Consider the following 16906-nt stretch of genomic DNA (forward strand, 5'->3'; position numbering starts at 1 on the left):
GTGTCTGCAAATGTTTGGCAGAAGTGTTTGGGGCTGTTAAAAGAGGAATACCCCGTTCAGCAATTCAATACCTGGTTACGCCCCTTACAAGCGGAAATACAGGATAATGGTCTTGTGTTGCTGGCTCCCAATCGTTTTGTAGTCGATTGGGTAAAGAAAAATTTTTATTCAAGAATCAAAGAGCTGGTTAGCCAATTTGGTGGTGATACTGTTTCGATGGTTAGTATAGAGATTGGTACTAAAGTAGCCCAGCCTGTTGATACGGATGTTCAACCTTTAAAAACACAGACAAATACTGCCAAGGTAATACCAAAGAAAGCGGCTGATTATAAGAACAGCTACCTTAATAAGAAGTTCCTTTTCGATAGTTTTGTTGAAGGTAACTCAAACCAATTAGCCCGTGCTGCTTCCCTGCAAGTAGCTGAGCGTCCTGGTGATGCCTATAATCCTTTATTTATCTATGGTGGAGTGGGCTTAGGTAAAACTCACTTAATGCATGCCATTGGTAATACTATCTTAAAAAATAATCCTGAAGCCAAGGTTCTTTACCTCCATTCCGAGCGCTTTGTGGCTGATATGGTCAAGGCATTACAAACGAATTCAATTAATGAATTTAAGCGTTTTTATCGTTCTCTCAATGCACTATTAATCGATGATATCCAATTTTTTGCTGGCAAAGATCGATCTCAGGAAGAGTTTTTTCATACTTTCAATGCCTTATTGGAGGGACAGCAGCAAATTATTCTTACCTCTGATCGTTATCCAAAAGAGATTGAAGGGGTTGAAGAGCGTCTTAAATCCCGTTTTGGCTGGGGATTAACTGTTGCTGTGGAGCCTCCAGAACTTGAAACGCGAGTCGCTATTTTAATTAGCAAGGCAGAGCAATCTAATATTGAACTTCCCTATGAAGTTGCTTTTTTTATTGCGAAGCGTATTCGTTCCAATGTACGTGAGTTGGAAGGTGCGTTGCGTCGTGTTATTGCAAATGCTCATTTTACTGGCAAACCGATTACTATTGATTTTGTACACGAAGCTTTACGTGATCTGCTTGCGCTGCAAGATAAATTAGTTACCATTGAGAATATTCAAAAAACAGTTGCAGAGTACTATAAGGTCAAAGTTGCTGATTTATTATCCAAAAGACGGAGTCGTTCGATCGCTCGTCCGCGGCAAATGGCCATGGCTTTGGCAAAAGAGTTGACTAATCACAGTTTACCTGAAATTGGCGATCATTTTGGTGGGCGCGATCACACCACTGTTATTCATGCATGCCGTAAAGTCAAAGAATTAATTCAGGATGAAACTGATTTTGCCGAAGACTACAAGAATTTAATGCGTACTTTGTCATCTTGAGGGATTAACCATGTTCGATCTGACTCTTACTAAAGAACAACTACTTACTCCTTTGTTGACAGTTGCCGGTGCGGTTGATAAGAAACAATCTTTGGCTATTTTGTCTAATTTTTTGCTTTCCTTGAATGATAATCGTTTGTTTATAACAGCGACTGATCTAGAGATGGAAATTACAGCGCTTATTAACTGCAATATGAGTCACTCCACAGGAAAGATAACGGTTCCTGCGAAAAAATTTATTGATATTATTCGTTCGCTTGATGATGATGCCTGCCCAACGATTACGATGAAGGAGAGCACCGTCGTTATTAGTGCTGCGCGCAGTAAATTTAAACTTGCCACGTTGCCTGCGGATGATTTTCCCTCGAGCGAGAATGAAGTTAGCGAGGTTGAATTCTCCTTATCGCGTACTGATCTCATTCATTTGCTGCAATCTACCCATTTTGCTATGTCGCAACAGGATGTACGAGTTTTTTTAAATGGATTGCTTCTTGAGTTAGATGCAAATGCAATCACTGCGGTTGCTACTGATGGTCATCGCATGGCAGTATGTCGTTTACCTTGTGATTCCATCGTGTCGCATCATCGCTTTTTACTACCCAAGAAGGGTGTCCAGGAAATGCTTCGATTGCTCAATAATATATCAGATGAGCAAATAGGCATTGCTGCCGGCAAGAATTACTTTAAATTGTCTAGCCAGGAATATACCTTCCAATCCAGACTGATTGAAGCCCGCTTTCCTCCCTATGCCAAGGCTATTCCTAAAGAACAAGATAAATTTGTGCTCTTAGACCGTGATGTGCTTAAAAGGGCACTCGCTCGAATTGCTATTCTGGCTCATGAGAAGTCGCGTGCTGTGTTGCTGCATGTTCAACCGGCTCTCCTTACGTTAGTTGCAAATAATCAGGAACAAGAGGAAGCGATGGAGTCACTGGAAGCTCACACCGATGGTAATGAATTAAAAATTGGAATTAATGCGGGCTACCTGCTTGATGTTTTAAATTTTGTTCCTGAAGGATTGATACGTTTATCAATGTCGACTACTGATAGTAGTATTTTGGTTGAGTCAGTACAGGATGAACATTACCAATATGTTATCATGCCTATGAAATTATGAGTCTTGCCCATTTGCAGATCAACAACCTTCGTAATATTGAATCTGCACGTTTGGATCTTCACCCTCATCTCAATATTATTGTTGGTGCTAATGGTAGTGGAAAGACTTCTTTTTTAGAGGCTATTTACCTTTTGGGCAGTGGCCACTCTTTTCGCACAAGAGAAATTTCACCCCTGGTGAGAGAGTCATCTGACTGTCTGACGGTTTTTGCCAGAGCGGATGATGAACAAACGGTCAGTATACAGAAATCTCTTCTTTCGCCAACACAAGTTCGTATTAATTCATCTCCTTGTCAAAGTAGTAGTGAATTAGCTTATTTTTTGCCTTGTCAGGTTTTTTACCAGGATATTTTTCAGATTATTGATGCCGGTCCATCTATCCGTCGTAGTTTATTGGATTGGGGATTGTTTCACGTGAAACAAGCGTATCATTCGTTATGGAAAGACTTTCGAAGAGTACTAAAACAAAGAAATAGTCTGTTACGGCAAAAAGCATCCCCAAGGCAGCTAGTACCCTGGGATAACCTGCTGGTAACGCTCTCTGAACAGTTAGACAACTTACGCGGGCAATATTTTGTTGAACTCAATAGAGAGTTCCAACTTTTATTAAGCCAGCTCACAGAGCTTAAAGCATCCCTGGCTTACTATAAAGGATGGGATAGACGAGGGAGCGGCAAACACTTATCAGTCGTCCTAACTGATAGCTATGAGAGTGACCTATATCGACAATTTACGCAGTACGGGGCACATCAAGCCGATCTGATTGTGAATTGTGATAATTTGCAAGCGAAGCAGTATCTGTCACGTGGGCAACAAAAAATTATTCTCTTTGCATTAAAACTGGCACAGGCAAAATTAATAACTAAACGTTGTCTTTATCTCTGCGATGATATTTCTTCGGAATTAGATCAATCACATATTAATAATTTATTTAAACTAATTAAAACAATTCCGGGACAATTCTTCATTACCTGTATTAATTTTGACAGCCTTTTTGTTGAGAACAAATGGATTAATTACAACATTTTTTCTATTAAAAATGGCCATTTCACATGCACGGAAATTTGAGGCAAAATAGTGAATTTAGTGCATTAACCACAAGTGATATCATGAGTATTGATTTAGCATCACTAAAGGAATTATTTGACTTCCTTGAAGCACGGCTTATTAAAAATGATACGAAAGCCAGAGAAAAAGTGTATGGATTACACGATTCCCTGACGTTATCCATTTCAAAAAAACTTGCTTCGGAAGTAGCCGAAGCACAACAAGCAGTATTGGAAATGAGTGGAAATTTACCCACAAGATATAAGGGAGTCAATCTGCAAAATGAGAAAGCGGAACTGCTAGAGAATATCAATCTAGCAATCAAAGCGATTTGCACGTATGAAGCTTTAATATTTTGCGTCATGAGTGCATTTCGGCAGGGACTTAATGGCTGTCAGGAACATGCCACCCTGGTCAGTTTGGCGCTATTGAGCCTTTATGGTGTTAATAAGGGGCCTCATGTTGAAAATACAATGCTTGAGATTCACGGTACTCCCTATAATCATGAATTTGTTGTCTTTGAACGAGCAGCAGGGAGCATACTGGATGACGTTTCCAGTTGGGGTAACTGCCTTGTTATAGACTCCTATGGACACTGGTTTGCCGGTATCAATAACTTGCCTGCTGCCACTGCCATAGCCAATTTTTTGCAGGATAAAATTCATAGCAGACTGACTATCTCTGTTTTCCACGATAATAAAATGAAGTTGCATTTACTCCATCGTTATCAGAGTGATCCTGAGCACCCCTTCCATACTATTGAAAAGGTGAGCTTAAAGGTACTGACAGATCATGTTACCAGTTTTGTTGAAAACGCAATGACAAAATTGGGTTTGCCAAGATTAAAGGTACTTTCCTCGCCAACCTCGTGCGTCGATTCACTCTTTGCACCTACTAACTCACTGGCAGGTGGACCTGCTATCGTGCCCAGGGTCGAAGCAGAGCGTAATTTACAATTTAGCTAAATTACTCATTTCTGCAGGAAGGAATAGTAAGCTGTTTCACGTGAAACAGGAAAATGGCTGGGGGGGGGAAACTCAGCATAAGTATGGCAAGATGAATCATACAAAATGGCTTCAACTAGTGGTATAATAGCCAATTTGTTACAGCCATAGGTAAAGAGGATCTTTATGAGCGTTGACGCCAGTTACGATTCGTCGAATATCAAAGTTTTAAAAGGCCTGGATGCAGTTAGAAAACGTCCAGGTATGTACATAGGTGATACCGACGATGGCACTGGTTTGCATCATATGGTTTTTGAGGTTGTAGATAACTCCATCGATGAAGCCTTGGCTGGCCACTGCAAGGAAATCCGCGTCACCATTCATGCCGATGAATCAATCACTGTTAAAGACGACGGTCGCGGAATTCCGGTTGATATTCATAAAGAAGAAGGCCGTTCAGCGGCAGAAGTTATCATGACAATTTTACATGCAGGTGGAAAATTTGATGATAACTCTTACAAGGTTTCTGGCGGACTTCATGGTGTAGGGGTCTCTGTTGTTAATGCCCTTTCAGAAGAATTGCATTTATCGATTCGCCGTAATGGAAAGCTGCACGAACAACACTACCGTAATGGTGTTCCTGACGCACCCCTTGCAGTGACAGGGGATGCAACTGCAACAGGGACACAAGTTTGGTTTAAACCAAGTGCCAACACCTTTAACAATATTGAATTCCATTACGATATACTTGCCAAACGGTTAAGAGAACTCTCTTTCCTTAACTCTGGCGTTTGCATCTATCTTTACGACGAACGGTCTCAAAAGCAAGATACTTTCCGCTATGAAGGAGGAATTCAAGCTTTTGTTGAACACCTGAATCGTAATAAAACACCTATTATGCCGATCGTCTTCTCACTAAGCGGTGTTAAAGACAACATTAGTGTAGACCTTTCGCTACAGTGGAATGATTCGTTTCAGGAAACTATATTTTGCTTTACCAACAATATTCCTCAGCGCGATGGTGGTACTCACTTGGCAGGCTTCCGAGCTGCATTAACACGGACACTGAATACCTATATAGAGAATGAAGGGTTTGCTAAAAAAGCAAAAATTACCACTACTGGTGACGATGCGCGTGAAGGTCTAACTGCCGTATTATCTGTCAAAGTTCCTGATCCAAAGTTTTCATCACAAACCAAAGACAAACTGGTTTCATCGGAGGTGAAAGCAGCGGTAGAATCGCTGGTGGCTGAAAAATTAAATGATTTTCTTTTAGAAAACCCAGCAATTGCCAAATCGATTGTCGGTAAAATTATTGATGCAGCAAGAGCTCGCGAAGCAGCGCGTCGCGCACGTGAAATGACTCGACGCAAGGGTGCGCTCGATATTGCTGGTCTACCAGGGAAATTAGCGGATTGTCAGGAAAAAGATCCTGCCCTTTCTGAATTGTATATCGTTGAGGGAGATTCAGCAGGCGGTTCTGCAAAACAAGGCCGTGATCGGAAGTTCCAGGCAATTCTGCCGCTCAAGGGTAAAATCCTCAACGTGGAGAAAGCGCGTTTTGATAAAATGCTCTCTTCCCAGGAAGTGGCTACACTTATCACAGCATTAGGCTGTGGTATCGGTCCTGATGAATACGATCCGGATAAAATTCGCTATCACCGTATTATTATTATGACTGACGCCGACGTCGATGGTGCACATATTCGCACCCTATTGCTGACCTTTTTCTACCGCCAGACACCGGAGCTGGTTGAACGCGGCTACATTTATATCGCCCAACCCCCTTTATATAAAGTTAAGCGCGGTAAGCAAGAGCAGTATGTTAAAGATGATGATGCCTTATTTGAATACTTAACGCAGTCGGCATTGGATAATGCTGAATTTTTCCCGGGCAAAGGGATTCCTGCAATCTCATCTCAGGCTCTGGAAGAGTTAGTGCGGCAATATAGACGGGTTGAGAAGATTATAAAGCGTCAAGCAAGGCGTTATAGTGCAGAAATTCTCAAAAGAATACTTTATTTACCCGCATTGCAGCATGATAATTTTAACAATCAAGAAATGATTAGTAACTGGGCAAAACAACTCCATACGGGTTTACAGCAGTTAGGGAGCAAAACTCACCAATATGCTGTCGATGTCATTCATAATAACGAAAATGGCTATTACGTCCCTCGCGTGATGGTTACCCAGCATGGCCTCGTCAATCCCATTTTGCTAAATACCGAATTTTTCTTCTCGAAGGACTACAAAGAAATGTCCAGCTTGGGAACAAAACTGGTATCTCTCATTGAAGAAGGTGCTGTGATCAAGCGTGGTGAACGGACACAAGCAATAGAGTCTTTTGAAGAGGTTATCAACTGGTTGATGGATGAAGCAAAACGAGGACAAACCGTACAACGGTATAAAGGTCTTGGGGAAATGAATCCAGAACAACTTTGGGAAACGACGATGGATCCTGAAGTTAGACGTATGCTACAAGTGAGTGTCGAAGATGCTGTCGCTGCTGATGAAATCTTTACGACCTTGATGGGCGATAATGTTGAGCCGCGACGAGAATTTATTGAAAGCAATGCGTTGGATGCCGAAAATATTGATGTGTAAAAGATACCTGTACCAGGCAGAAAGTAGTTTTTATAGCAACCTTCTGCCAATTTCTTCAATGGTATGAATCTATTGGCAATCCAGGTTAAATTGACCTACGTCATGGCTGGTTTTCACAATTGAGATGGCTTAAAACGATAGTATGCGTATTAAGGATAAAAACGACCCACTCTATTGGCCAAATATACCCAAAGAGAAATTAATACTTCTACGCAGTGGTAGCTATACGAATGCCCGTGTATTCAGGTATACCTGGGGAGGGGTAGAGCTAACAATAAAGAGTTTTGAACATTGTCCCTGGTGGATAAAATGCTTAGTGGCGAGAACAGTTGCCAGAATTGAATATCATTGTTTAAATCGGCTTATGGGACTCGCTGGTATTACGAGCAGGGTTTTACTTCTTGATGGATACACAGTCGCTTTTTCTTATATATCCGGTGAGTCTCTTAGAAAGATTCATAGAAATAGGCAACGCCTTCCAAAAAGTTTTTTTATGGAAATGGAAAAGAGAGTGCGGGCTATGCATTGTAGAGGTCAAGTGCATTTAGATTTAAGAAATCTGGGTAATGTTATTCATGGAGAAGATGGAGCACCCTATCTAATTGACTTTCAATCCAGTCTAAGAACGAACTACCTGCCTAAGAAATTACGGACAGTATTGGAAAATTTTGATATTTCAGGTGTTTATAAATGCTGGAAGTTACTTTGTGAAGAACCTTTAGACCCGCAAAGAGAACAGTTATTACATAAATTCACTAAGCTCAGGCGCTTTTGGATCTTTAAAAAAACACAGCGCATAATAAAAAATTTCCTATGAAGATATTGGTCATACAGCACAAAGCAATCGGTGATGTATTAGTTGGCAGTATACTTTGCGATAATTTGCGTAGAGGACTTCCTACAGCAAAAATAGACTATTTAATTCATGAGGCGACGGAATCAGTATTACGTGGTAACAAAAGTATTGATCGCTTAGTCCTATTCAGACGCAAACACAGAAAAAGCAAAATAGAGTTTTTAAAATTAGCATTTGCGATAAGAAAACGAAATTATGATTTAATCATTGATGCTTATTCGAAACTGGAAAGCTGGATTATTGTTCTGCTTAGCGGGGCAAATAGACGCATTTCACACAAAAAAAGGGCAAGAAATTTTTTATATACCGATCCTGTCCCCTTTGCGCGATTTTCTCATCCTCATCTCGGCGTGATCATTCAGAAAAAGCTATCCTTACTCAATCCCTTATCATTGAATATTGATTTGGATCCAGTACCCAAAATTTTTTTGACTCCCAATGAAAGAAAAAAAGCAGAAGAACTGTTTATAAAACATGAAGTAAAAATAACGCGGAAAACAATTATGGTTAGTTTGCTGGGTAGTTCTGCCAGGAAAACGTATCCATTAGATTATATGCTTGTCTTAATTAATGAAATTGCAAAAAACTATGATGTGAATATTTTATTCAACTACCTTCCCCAACAAGCTAGCCAGGCAAGTTACGTTTATAATGGTTGTACAAAGACTACAAAAGCAAAGCTTTCTTTTAATTTAATAGGGCAAGATTTAAGGGAGTTTATTATTATCATGGACCAATGCGATCTGATTGTGGGAAATGAAGGAGGGGCTGTTAATATAGCCAAAGCACTCAATAAACCCTCGTTTTCAATTTTTTCACCCGCAATCTCCAAAAAAGATTGGGCTACCTTTGAAGATGGCATTAGAAATGTATCCATTAGTATGGAAGATTTTAAGCCAGAACTAATTAACAACAAATCCTATCGACGATTAAAACAAGAGAGTCTTCAGCTTTATGAACACTATCTCCCTGAACTAATCATTCCCAAGCTACACACCTTTCTGCAAAGGCATTTAGAAATTTTAACTGACTCTCTAAACCAGTAAGCAATTAATCTGGAATACACGCTTCCACCGGTTGGTTAGCCAGGAAGGAATCCAAAGAGCCGACTCTTTTGTCAAGCCAGGAAAAAAGGGTGTTCTGTGTTAACAAAGGCACGCTATCGAGACTTTGTATACAAACAAAAGCGACATTGTTATCCCTGTCAGCATCGGCAAGTTGCCGTTTTACATGCCGCAAGGATTGTGCGGATAATTTCAACTGCAAACAACGTAATTTATCTTCAAAGACAACATTATTTTTTGCAATTTCAAGATGAGAGGCAAGGGCAGTTGTCAGAAATTGTTCGGCATGGCGGAAACGAAAATTAATATTAAACGCTAATTGTTCGACATGGTTAGAAAAATAATTTGCCAGCGTCGAAAGGCGAAGACTATGCGGGCTGTGATAGAGGTAGAAATAGTTCTCTGTATGGCCGAGCAATTGTGCTGCTTTTATTTGTGCTAATGAGTGTTTAGGAACATGTACTTTCTTAGGACGATATTTTTGTTTAAACGCTTTCAATGCCATTCGTATTCGGTAATACAAGCTATGCGGTTGTTGCTTTTTCCACTCACCGCGCAATACCACCTTGTTATAGTGAAAAAAATTCTCCGGGGAGACCGGTCTGATAAGAAAAAAATCATCGTTGAGGTAGAGAAATTTTTCCGCTAACCCAGGAATACGCCAGAGCAGAGACTCTATTGTCCTGCTATTAAAAGTAGGCAGAGCATCGGAAAATTCAGAAAAAATTACTTTATGATCGATAAGATGAATTCGATGCTCATAGTCAGTCCCGGCAAATTTGCTAAGTAATGCCGGTGTTTGGTTATCAGTAACCAAGTAGATATGCCTTAGCCAGGGTGCAAAACGAAACAGCGAAACAAGACAGAATTCGAGTTCACCGACCTCTCCAAAGCGCGTTGGGCTTATTGCTTCCTCATGAACGAATGTGGTTTGCGTCAAATAATGGAGGAGCTTTTGCTTATAAATAGGTTCATTTCCGTTAACCCAAGTAATCACCGCGTCAATAATTTCTGGTTGCAAATGATTAGAACGCATGAATGTTCCTTTTAAGCTCGACTAAATCGGACAAGTGTATGCAGCCCTTTGAAAGAGCTAGAGCATAGCGCCAAAGTAGTTTTTAACAAAGAAAATTAATCAGCGATTTAATTTTGTCACCCTGCCAATTTTCGCGCTGAAAAAGAGTGTTGGATAGAAAAAATAAAGCTGCTATGATGCCTAAGCCTTTCCGGGATCTAGACTTGTTATTTTGACTGAATTAAAGGAGTAAATCAGATATGTACAGTAAGTTAAGCACTTTTTCTGTGTTGCTTTTAACTGCGCTAAACACCACAAATTTGTACGCTGGGACAGTCGGAAACGTAGAAAAGGAACCAGCACCCCCAGGATATTCTTTGAGCGTGACCCCTTTCTACGGTGCAATTAATGATGAGGGGATTCGCAAATTATATATGGCAAAAACAATTGGTAGCGGAAATAATACCACTTATGTAAAAACCCATTTTCCTGATAACGATTCCAATTGGGGTATTGCTGCTAGTGCAGGTTATCGCTTCAACCCATTTAATGATGTTGTTTTAAGTTATTCTTATTTATCAACGAGAGGGCGAAGGGATGTTTACAACACAACAACGCCCGGAGTACTCGTTAATACTTTATCGCAGATTGCCAATTTTGGTGCTCAGAACTTAAATGGCGCCGCAGTGGCTTCAGTGAAGACAAAATTCTCCTACCAAACAGGTGATTTAATTACTCGTCGGTTTTTTAATGCAGAAAATTACGAAAATATTCAATTTTCCCGATTTTTTGGTATTAAGGCGGCCTATTTTACCAAACGGTTTGATGCTGTTTACGCGGGGACCATAATACCGAATTTTGGCGCTAGCGAGCCTGTTCGAGATGGGATTAATTACGAGGCCAAATATTATGGTATCGGTCCGCGGATTGGTATGGGTGCGCGATGGTTTTTTAACCGTTATATAAGTCTAGGTGGTGATGTTTCAGCCTCTTTGCTGGTTGGTGCTTATGATAATGAGTGGCGCGAAACACTGACAACTAATTTTCCCATAGGGTCCCTGCCTGCGAACGGTATTTATCAATTTAACCAAGCAACAGACTCTAACGTTTGGATCGCACCTGTTTTAGCAGGTAATATCTCTGTCGCAGGTAATTTTGATGTACCCAATAACAGTATCTTCCAAATCGAGGGGGGGATTGGTTCAGAGCAATACTTGCCCCAGTTAAATGCTGATTCCTATTCACACCCCGAAAATGCCAATAAATTACGTATAAATCAGCATTTTATGGTAAGAAATATTTTTATAAAACTTAGCTATTTTTGTTAATCATACTTGAGCATGGCTTGATCAATCGAGCCATGCTCCACTTCTTTCATCAAACAATAGCGATAAAATTTCTGAGTTTACATGAATGATTTTTGCCTTTCTGAGTGAAGTGTAGCGTTGTAAAGGAGGTGACACCGTGCTTATGAGTCCGTTAGATCAGGCACATCATCGTGACAATGTTGTGGTTATGTATCCTAAAATTCACCCAACAGCACTTGTTTCACGTCATGCACAGATTGCGGCAGATGTTGAGATCGGCCCTTACACAATTATCGGTGATCATGTCTGTATCGATGAGGGTACAAGTATTGGTGCCCACGTGGTCATTGAAGGTTGGACTGCCATTGGTAAGCGAAATCAGATTTACCATGGTGCGATAGTCGGTAATGTTCCCCAAGATCTAAAATTTAATGGAGAAAAAAGTAAACTGACTATCGGTGATGACAATATCATTCGTGAATATGCCACGATTAGTCGCGGTACAACAGGTGGTGGCGGCGAAACTCGTATCGGTAACAATAATTTGATTATGTCTTATGTGCATGTGGCTCATGATGTGCACATAGGTGCTCATAATGTTCTAGCCCATGCTGCAGGAATTGGTGGTCACGTTATTATGGAGGACTGGGTGACGATTGGTGCTTTGAGCGGCATTCATCAATTTGTCAAACTTGGACGTTTGGCCATGATCGGCGCCAATAGCATGATAGCGAAAGATGTGCCGCCTTATGCGCTAGTAAAAGGGAATCCAGCAAAATGTTATGGGGTTAATTTTACCCGGTTACGACGAAATGATTTTACGTCAGAAGAGCGTATGCAAATTCAACGGGCTTATAAAATTCTTTATAACTCGGGGTTAACTTTAAACGAAGCCATTGAACTAATGGAGCAGGAATTACCTAACAGTGAACATATCGACTATTTGCTGCAATTCCTGCGTCATGCCAATCGGGGAATTTACCGTTGATAGGTTAAATGACTCCCCTGGAAGAGAACCAGTTTATGAGATGTAAAAAATTGAATGGAGATTGTAAAGCTTTAACTCTTGAGGAGTTAGCAACCATTTCTGGTGCACAACTTTTTAATATTCAAGCTGGGGACTCTTCCTTTGTGGTACAGGGATTGGCCTCATTAAGCGAAGCCAATGAAACGCAACTTTGTGTTTTGCACCATAAAAAATACCTGCATGCTTTGAAAAACTCTGCAGCTGGGGCGTGTATTATTTCGCCGGCCTATGTTGCTTTAGCACCAAAGACTATGCGTTTACTTGTCCATGAGAATCCTTACAAAGCCTATGCTTTGATTGCCCAAGCACTTTATTTGCCTAATGATGAGAAAAAGGGGTTTATCTCAGAGAAGGCTTATATTTCTGCTACTGCCACTATTGGCGAAGAATGTATCGTTGAACCTGGTGCTTATATTGGTGAGCAAGTGGTTATTGGTAAAGGCTCTAAAATAGGGGTCAACACGTATATTGGTGATGGGGTTGTAATCGGTAAAGCGTGTCTTATTGAAAATAATGTCAGTATTGCTAATGCCATCATAGGAAACAAAACGATCATTTATCCTGGGGCAAGGATAGGTCAGGATGGATTCGGTTTTGCCAGTGATAGAGACGGGCATTATAAGATTCCTCATTTAGGCCGGGTCATTATCGGAAATGACGTTGAAATAGGCGCAAATACCTGCATTGATCGTGGCTCTCTCAATGATACAGTCATTGAGGATCTCTGTAGATTCGATAATTTGGTGCAAATTGGGCACAATGCAAAAATTGGTAAAGGCTCCGTTCTGGTTGCTCAGGTAGGTGTCGCTGGCAGTACCGAGTTAGGTCAGTTCGTGACCCTGGCCGGGCAGGTTGCAGTTATTGGCCATTTGAAGATAGGTGATGGTGCAACTATCTTTGCAAAAAGTTTAGTAACCAAAAATGTTGAGCCGGGGGCAAAGATGGCCGGATATCCCGCTGTGCCTTTATGGAGTTGGCACCGGCAGGTTGCTTTTTTAAAAAAGTTAGTAAACTTAAAAAAACCATCCAGGCAAACGGATTACTAGATTTATGGAAGTCAAAATGATTGAAATAAAAAAGGAATTTGATAAGCCGCAAGTCAGTTGGACAGGTCGCTTTCTTTATTATTTTCTCCCCTATAAAAAAAAGGTGGTCGTAAAGAATATTGAGTTGGTTTTCCAACGCACACTAAACCATAAAGAAAAAAAACGTATGGCAATGGCCTACTATTCACACCTTGTGCGTTCTTTTAAGGAAATTATCCTGTTTCCTTTTATGCAGAAGCGTTTGCAAGAGCAGTTTGAAATGCATGGTGTTGAGCATCTTATAACCGCCATTGAAAAGCAAAAGGGGGTACTCCTGCTGTGTACTCATCTTGGCAATTGTGAAATTGGCCCACTAATCTCTTTTCCTAAGCTTAAAATACTTAATAGTCAAATCCACTGTATTCGCAAGGCCTTAAAAATCAAATGGCTCGAAAAAATCTTATTTCAGCGCTATCAAAAGGGGGGAGTAAAAATTATCCCTAATAAAGGTGCGATGCATCAGGTACGTAAGGTTCTTGGGGCGAATGGAATTATTTTTTTTGTCATGGATCAACAAGGGCGTAAAAATGTAAGAACAAAAGTTATGGTCGATTTCTTTGGCCATAAAACGGGTAGCTATCGTAGTCTGGCTACCTTGGTCCGGCGCACGGGTGCTGCGGTGATTCCAGTCGCTTTCTACCGTCTCGGTAAAATCAAGCATATAGCCGAATTTTATCCGGAGGTCGAATGGCAAGAATATTCAGACAAAAATGAGGCTATCAATCATAATACACAGATTTATAATGAGGTTTTAGAAAAAATAATAATGCGTCGCCCGGAGCAATGGATTTGGCCTTATAAGCGTTGGAATTATAAAAACTTAAAAAATAGCCATGGTACTTAAGAATGGTAGAAATAGGAAAAGATCCTGGTCAGTTGCCTGTCAGTTTAGCGGGTTATTTTCTTTATTATTGCCTTCCTATTAGAAGAAAAATTGTAAGACAAAATATTGATTTGGTATTTCAGCAAACCCTTTCAATAAAAGAAAAAAAGCGGTTGGCCTTGGCCTTTTATGCCCATCTCGCAAAGATTATTAAGGAAGTATTCTTTCTATTATCCTTTCAAAGTAGGACTCAATTGGAAGGAAAAATTGAAATTCGTGGTATTAACCATTTGTTAGAGGCAGCCAAGCAACAAAAGGGTATTCTCCTATTGACGGGGCACTTGGGTAGTTGGGAGTTTACCCCCGTTATAGGGCTTCAAACTATTCCCGGCTTTAAAGGGGAATTCTATGTTATTCGCAAAAAGATAAAGAATAAATTTCTAGAAAATCTTTTGTTTCGACGTTGGCATAAAAATGGTCTGAAAGTGATTGACAAAAAAGGGGGGCTTCGCAAAATTTATCGGGCGTTGGCAGCAAACCACGCCGTACTTTTTCCGATGGATCAGCATGGGCCTCTTGAGAGCAAGCAGGGGATTGCCGTGGAATTTTTTACAAAAGAAGCCGGTACATACCGCAGTCTGGCCTCTTTGGCACATCGAAGTGGTGCGCCTGTTGTCCCTTTGGCTTGTTCCCGCCTGAAGAATGGGAAGCATGTCCTGGAATTCTATCCGCAATTGGAATGGTTGCAATATACAGTACCGGAAGAGGCTATCTATTATAATACCCGACTTTATAATCAGATTTTGGAGAAACTCATTTTGATTCATCCTGAACAGTGGTTATGGTCGCATAGACGCTGGAAACTGTAATCCAACTCATGCTAGCTGTTTCTCAATACCAATACTCCTCAATCCAACTAACGGGAAGAACCTTACGATACCATTTACCACTTTTGCCAAGAACTGCTTCATGTGGATTGGGCTTGCCATGAAAAACAATGACTTTGGCTTCTTTTGGCAATTGTGCCTGCCTGTAAAAATTGCTGGGAAATGATGGCAGGCAATGACGTTTAAAGCTTTGACACCATCCAAGAGGCCAATAACTTAATTTACCTTGTTTGGCGATAAACTGAGTACAGTACTCTTGTTCATTACGGACTTTTTTAAGCCCATAAGGAGCCCTTTGCAAGGATTCCAAGAGATCTTGATGTTGGCCTATCGTAAATTTAAAGACAGAGGTATTCCCGGTTCCATCCGATTTATCCCATTCCCTTATGACTAAAAAATCTCCCTCAACTGTAAAAAAATCATCTAAATTGCCTACGATAACAATATCTAAATCAAGAAATAAGGTTTCTCCTTCCAAATCATAGAGAGGGTTGGCAAAACAGGTTAATTTTAACCAGCCATGTTGTAAGGTCCATTTTTTCCGTTGATCAAAATCAGAAAAACCAACCAGGGGAATTGGTTTTATTTCCACTTCCTGGCGAATATCACTGCTATCATCGGTTAGACAAATAAAGCGAAAAGGGCGTCTTAGATTACGCTTAACCATTGAATACAGAACATTTACATAGTTTGCACTGTATTTCTGCCCCCATTTAATACACAAAATATTAACAGGCTTCATTTTTTCAGGCCAACAGGTTATGAAAATAATGCTCTTATCGCTTATTTCCATTGATTAGGCAAGTGCAAACACGTAACACGTATTTAAAATATTTACTTGCCGGAACGAAGGTGCAATTATGATGGCCAAAATCAGTCTGTTTTACTTATAGATGTTTGCCAATGATGAGTGTGCAGTACGCCGATCCGCTAATGATGAAACAATCTAACGCTACAATGCTGGTGTGTGAGGAATTTGTCGATAAAATAAACCCCCTTTGGTTTCAGCCCTCTTTTTGGGGTAAAAATGCCTTGCCGATAATGGCTGGTGGACGGGGTATGGCGTGGTTTATTGCGCGACCAGAAGGTGACTGGGTTTTACGCCTTTATGGTCGTGGCGGATTAGTCGTGCATATTACCAAGAGAGCCCATTTATTTCTTAATCAGTATTTCGTTCGCGCTTTTCGTGAATTGCGTCTTCTGACCAAACTCCATCAGGCAGGTCTGAACGTACCTAGGCCGATTGCAGCGGCCTATCGGAAAGTGGCCTATGGCTGGTATCACGCTGAAATTATTATTGAGCGTGTTCCTCACGCCAAGTCTTTTGCCCAACACTTAGGAAGCCCTAACGGGAAATTATGGTTTGAAGTAGGCCGCCTTATTCGCCAGTTCCATGACTATGGTGTTTATCATGCCGATTTAAATTGCCATAACATTTTGATTTCAGAATCAGGAGTTTATCTAATTGATTTTGATAAGGGGCGATTTAGGAGAGGGCAGTCATGGAAAAAAAGTAATTTGCAAAGACTAAGACACTCGATTGAGAAATTATCAAACACGGATTTAAATCATTCGCCTCGACTAAGAAGTCTCTGGCAAATGTTACTTTCAGGCTATGACGCTGGTGAATCTGGTGTTAGTCAGTAAACCCGTTAGCCGCGATCCCTTTAAGCCATTTCCCTGCAAATTTTGCCCTTATAGAAACCTGCTTATTAGTTTAAAGAAAAGAGGAGATATGAATGGTTGGTCTGTATATGGGGTAGATAAGATAAAAAAAA

Annotated in this window: 15 protein-coding genes; 13 read left to right on the forward strand and 2 right to left on the reverse strand. The window is 40.6% G+C overall.

The window, feature by feature from the left end; translation table 11 throughout:
- The 7 genes from dnaA to DYC89_RS00035 all read left to right on the forward strand — a co-directional run bounded on the left by dnaA (position 1) and on the right by DYC89_RS00035 (position 8966).
- Positions 1-1353: a chromosomal replication initiator protein DnaA gene (dnaA, locus tag DYC89_RS00005; protein ID WP_115219935.1), complete on the forward strand. Its 1353-nt coding sequence runs from the start codon at positions 1-3 to the stop codon at positions 1351-1353.
- A 10-nt stretch (positions 1354-1363) separates the two neighbouring features.
- Positions 1364-2470 (forward strand): DNA polymerase III subunit beta, encoded by a 1107-nt coding sequence (dnaN, locus tag DYC89_RS00010; protein ID WP_115219936.1) that lies wholly within the window; start codon positions 1364-1366, stop codon positions 2468-2470.
- A complete protein-coding gene (gene recF, locus DYC89_RS00015) occupies positions 2467-3537 on the forward strand; it encodes a DNA replication/repair protein RecF (protein WP_115219937.1) in 1071 nt (356 codons plus the stop codon). The genes dnaN and recF overlap by 4 nt, the downstream gene beginning before the upstream one ends.
- 41 nt (positions 3538-3578) lie before the next feature.
- A complete protein-coding gene (locus tag DYC89_RS00020; RefSeq protein ID WP_181879281.1) occupies positions 3579-4481 on the forward strand; it encodes a hypothetical protein in 903 nt (300 codons plus the stop codon).
- A 165-nt stretch (positions 4482-4646) separates the two neighbouring features.
- Positions 4647-7064 carry a DNA topoisomerase (ATP-hydrolyzing) subunit B gene (gene gyrB, locus DYC89_RS00025; RefSeq protein ID WP_115219939.1) on the forward strand — a complete coding sequence of 806 codons (2418 nt, stop codon included), beginning with the start codon at positions 4647-4649 and terminating at the stop codon, positions 7062-7064.
- Positions 7065-7206: 142 nt separating this feature from the next.
- Positions 7207-7881 (forward strand): hypothetical protein, encoded by a 675-nt coding sequence (locus tag DYC89_RS00030; protein ID WP_115219940.1) that lies wholly within the window; start codon positions 7207-7209, stop codon positions 7879-7881.
- On the forward strand, positions 7878-8966 hold the full coding sequence (locus DYC89_RS00035) for a glycosyltransferase family 9 protein (protein ID WP_115219941.1): 1089 nt from the start codon (positions 7878-7880) through the stop codon (positions 8964-8966). The genes DYC89_RS00030 and DYC89_RS00035 overlap by 4 nt, the downstream gene beginning before the upstream one ends.
- A gap of 4 nt (positions 8967-8970) precedes the next feature.
- Here DYC89_RS00035 and DYC89_RS00040 read toward each other — a convergent pair whose 3' ends face one another.
- Positions 8971-10020, reverse strand: coding sequence for a Stealth CR1 domain-containing protein (locus DYC89_RS00040; protein WP_115219942.1), 1050 nt, complete (start codon positions 10018-10020; stop codon positions 8971-8973).
- A 239-nt stretch (positions 10021-10259) separates the two neighbouring features.
- Between DYC89_RS00040 and DYC89_RS00045 the strand changes: the two genes are divergently transcribed.
- The 5 genes from DYC89_RS00045 to DYC89_RS00065 all read left to right on the forward strand — a co-directional run bounded on the left by DYC89_RS00045 (position 10260) and on the right by DYC89_RS00065 (position 15110).
- Positions 10260-11327: an Lpg1974 family pore-forming outer membrane protein gene (locus tag DYC89_RS00045; RefSeq protein ID WP_115219943.1), complete on the forward strand. Its 1068-nt coding sequence runs from the start codon at positions 10260-10262 to the stop codon at positions 11325-11327.
- A 136-nt stretch (positions 11328-11463) separates the two neighbouring features.
- On the forward strand, positions 11464-12294 hold the full coding sequence (lpxA, locus tag DYC89_RS00050; protein WP_220271763.1) for an acyl-ACP--UDP-N-acetylglucosamine O-acyltransferase: 831 nt from the start codon (positions 11464-11466) through the stop codon (positions 12292-12294).
- A gap of 35 nt (positions 12295-12329) precedes the next feature.
- Positions 12330-13379, forward strand: coding sequence for a UDP-3-O-(3-hydroxymyristoyl)glucosamine N-acyltransferase (gene lpxD, locus DYC89_RS00055; RefSeq protein WP_115222597.1), 1050 nt, complete (start codon positions 12330-12332; stop codon positions 13377-13379).
- A gap of 16 nt (positions 13380-13395) precedes the next feature.
- A complete protein-coding gene (locus tag DYC89_RS00060; protein ID WP_181879282.1) occupies positions 13396-14262 on the forward strand; it encodes a lysophospholipid acyltransferase family protein in 867 nt (288 codons plus the stop codon).
- Between the two features lie 2 nt (positions 14263-14264).
- The gene (locus tag DYC89_RS00065; RefSeq protein WP_115219946.1) at positions 14265-15110 is read left to right on the forward strand and encodes a lysophospholipid acyltransferase family protein; all 846 of its coding nucleotides are present in this window, start codon (positions 14265-14267) and stop codon (positions 15108-15110) included.
- 22 nt (positions 15111-15132) lie between these two features.
- On the opposite strand, the gene DYC89_RS00070 is transcribed toward DYC89_RS00065, so the two are convergent.
- On the reverse strand, positions 15133-15870 hold the full coding sequence (locus tag DYC89_RS00070) for a glycosyltransferase (RefSeq protein ID WP_181879283.1): 738 nt from the start codon (positions 15868-15870) through the stop codon (positions 15133-15135).
- Between the two features lie 161 nt (positions 15871-16031).
- Between DYC89_RS00070 and DYC89_RS00075 the strand changes: the two genes are divergently transcribed.
- The gene (locus DYC89_RS00075; RefSeq protein WP_115219948.1) at positions 16032-16775 is read left to right on the forward strand and encodes a 3-deoxy-D-manno-octulosonic acid kinase; all 744 of its coding nucleotides are present in this window, start codon (positions 16032-16034) and stop codon (positions 16773-16775) included.
- Positions 16776-16906 lie beyond the last annotated feature (131 nt).

This window comes from Legionella donaldsonii, from assembly GCF_900452385.1.
Taxonomy (GTDB): domain Bacteria; phylum Pseudomonadota; class Gammaproteobacteria; order Legionellales; family Legionellaceae; genus Tatlockia; species Tatlockia donaldsonii.

Bases quoted from the DNA above. Each gene is read 5' to 3' on its own strand.
- dnaN (WP_115219936.1), top strand. From the start codon at position 1,364: ATGTTCGATCTGACTCTTACTAAAGAACAACTACTTACTCCTTTGTTG.
- recF (WP_115219937.1), top strand. From the start codon at position 2,467: ATGAGTCTTGCCCATTTGCAGATCAACAACCTTCGTAATATTGAATCT.
- DYC89_RS00020 (WP_181879281.1), top strand. From the start codon at position 3,579: ATGAGTATTGATTTAGCATCACTAAAGGAATTATTTGACTTCCTTGAA.
- gyrB (WP_115219939.1), top strand. From the start codon at position 4,647: ATGAGCGTTGACGCCAGTTACGATTCGTCGAATATCAAAGTTTTAAAA.
- DYC89_RS00030 (WP_115219940.1), top strand. From the start codon at position 7,207: ATGCGTATTAAGGATAAAAACGACCCACTCTATTGGCCAAATATACCC.
- DYC89_RS00035 (WP_115219941.1), top strand. From the start codon at position 7,878: ATGAAGATATTGGTCATACAGCACAAAGCAATCGGTGATGTATTAGTT.
- DYC89_RS00040 (WP_115219942.1), bottom strand. From the start codon at position 10,020: ATGCGTTCTAATCATTTGCAACCAGAAATTATTGACGCGGTGATTACT.
- DYC89_RS00045 (WP_115219943.1), top strand. From the start codon at position 10,260: ATGTACAGTAAGTTAAGCACTTTTTCTGTGTTGCTTTTAACTGCGCTA.
- lpxD (WP_115222597.1), top strand. From the start codon at position 12,330: ATGAGATGTAAAAAATTGAATGGAGATTGTAAAGCTTTAACTCTTGAG.
- DYC89_RS00060 (WP_181879282.1), top strand. From the start codon at position 13,396: ATGATTGAAATAAAAAAGGAATTTGATAAGCCGCAAGTCAGTTGGACA.
- DYC89_RS00065 (WP_115219946.1), top strand. From the start codon at position 14,265: ATGGTAGAAATAGGAAAAGATCCTGGTCAGTTGCCTGTCAGTTTAGCG.
- DYC89_RS00070 (WP_181879283.1), bottom strand. From the start codon at position 15,870: ATGAAGCCTGTTAATATTTTGTGTATTAAATGGGGGCAGAAATACAGT.
- DYC89_RS00075 (WP_115219948.1), top strand. From the start codon at position 16,032: ATGATGAGTGTGCAGTACGCCGATCCGCTAATGATGAAACAATCTAAC.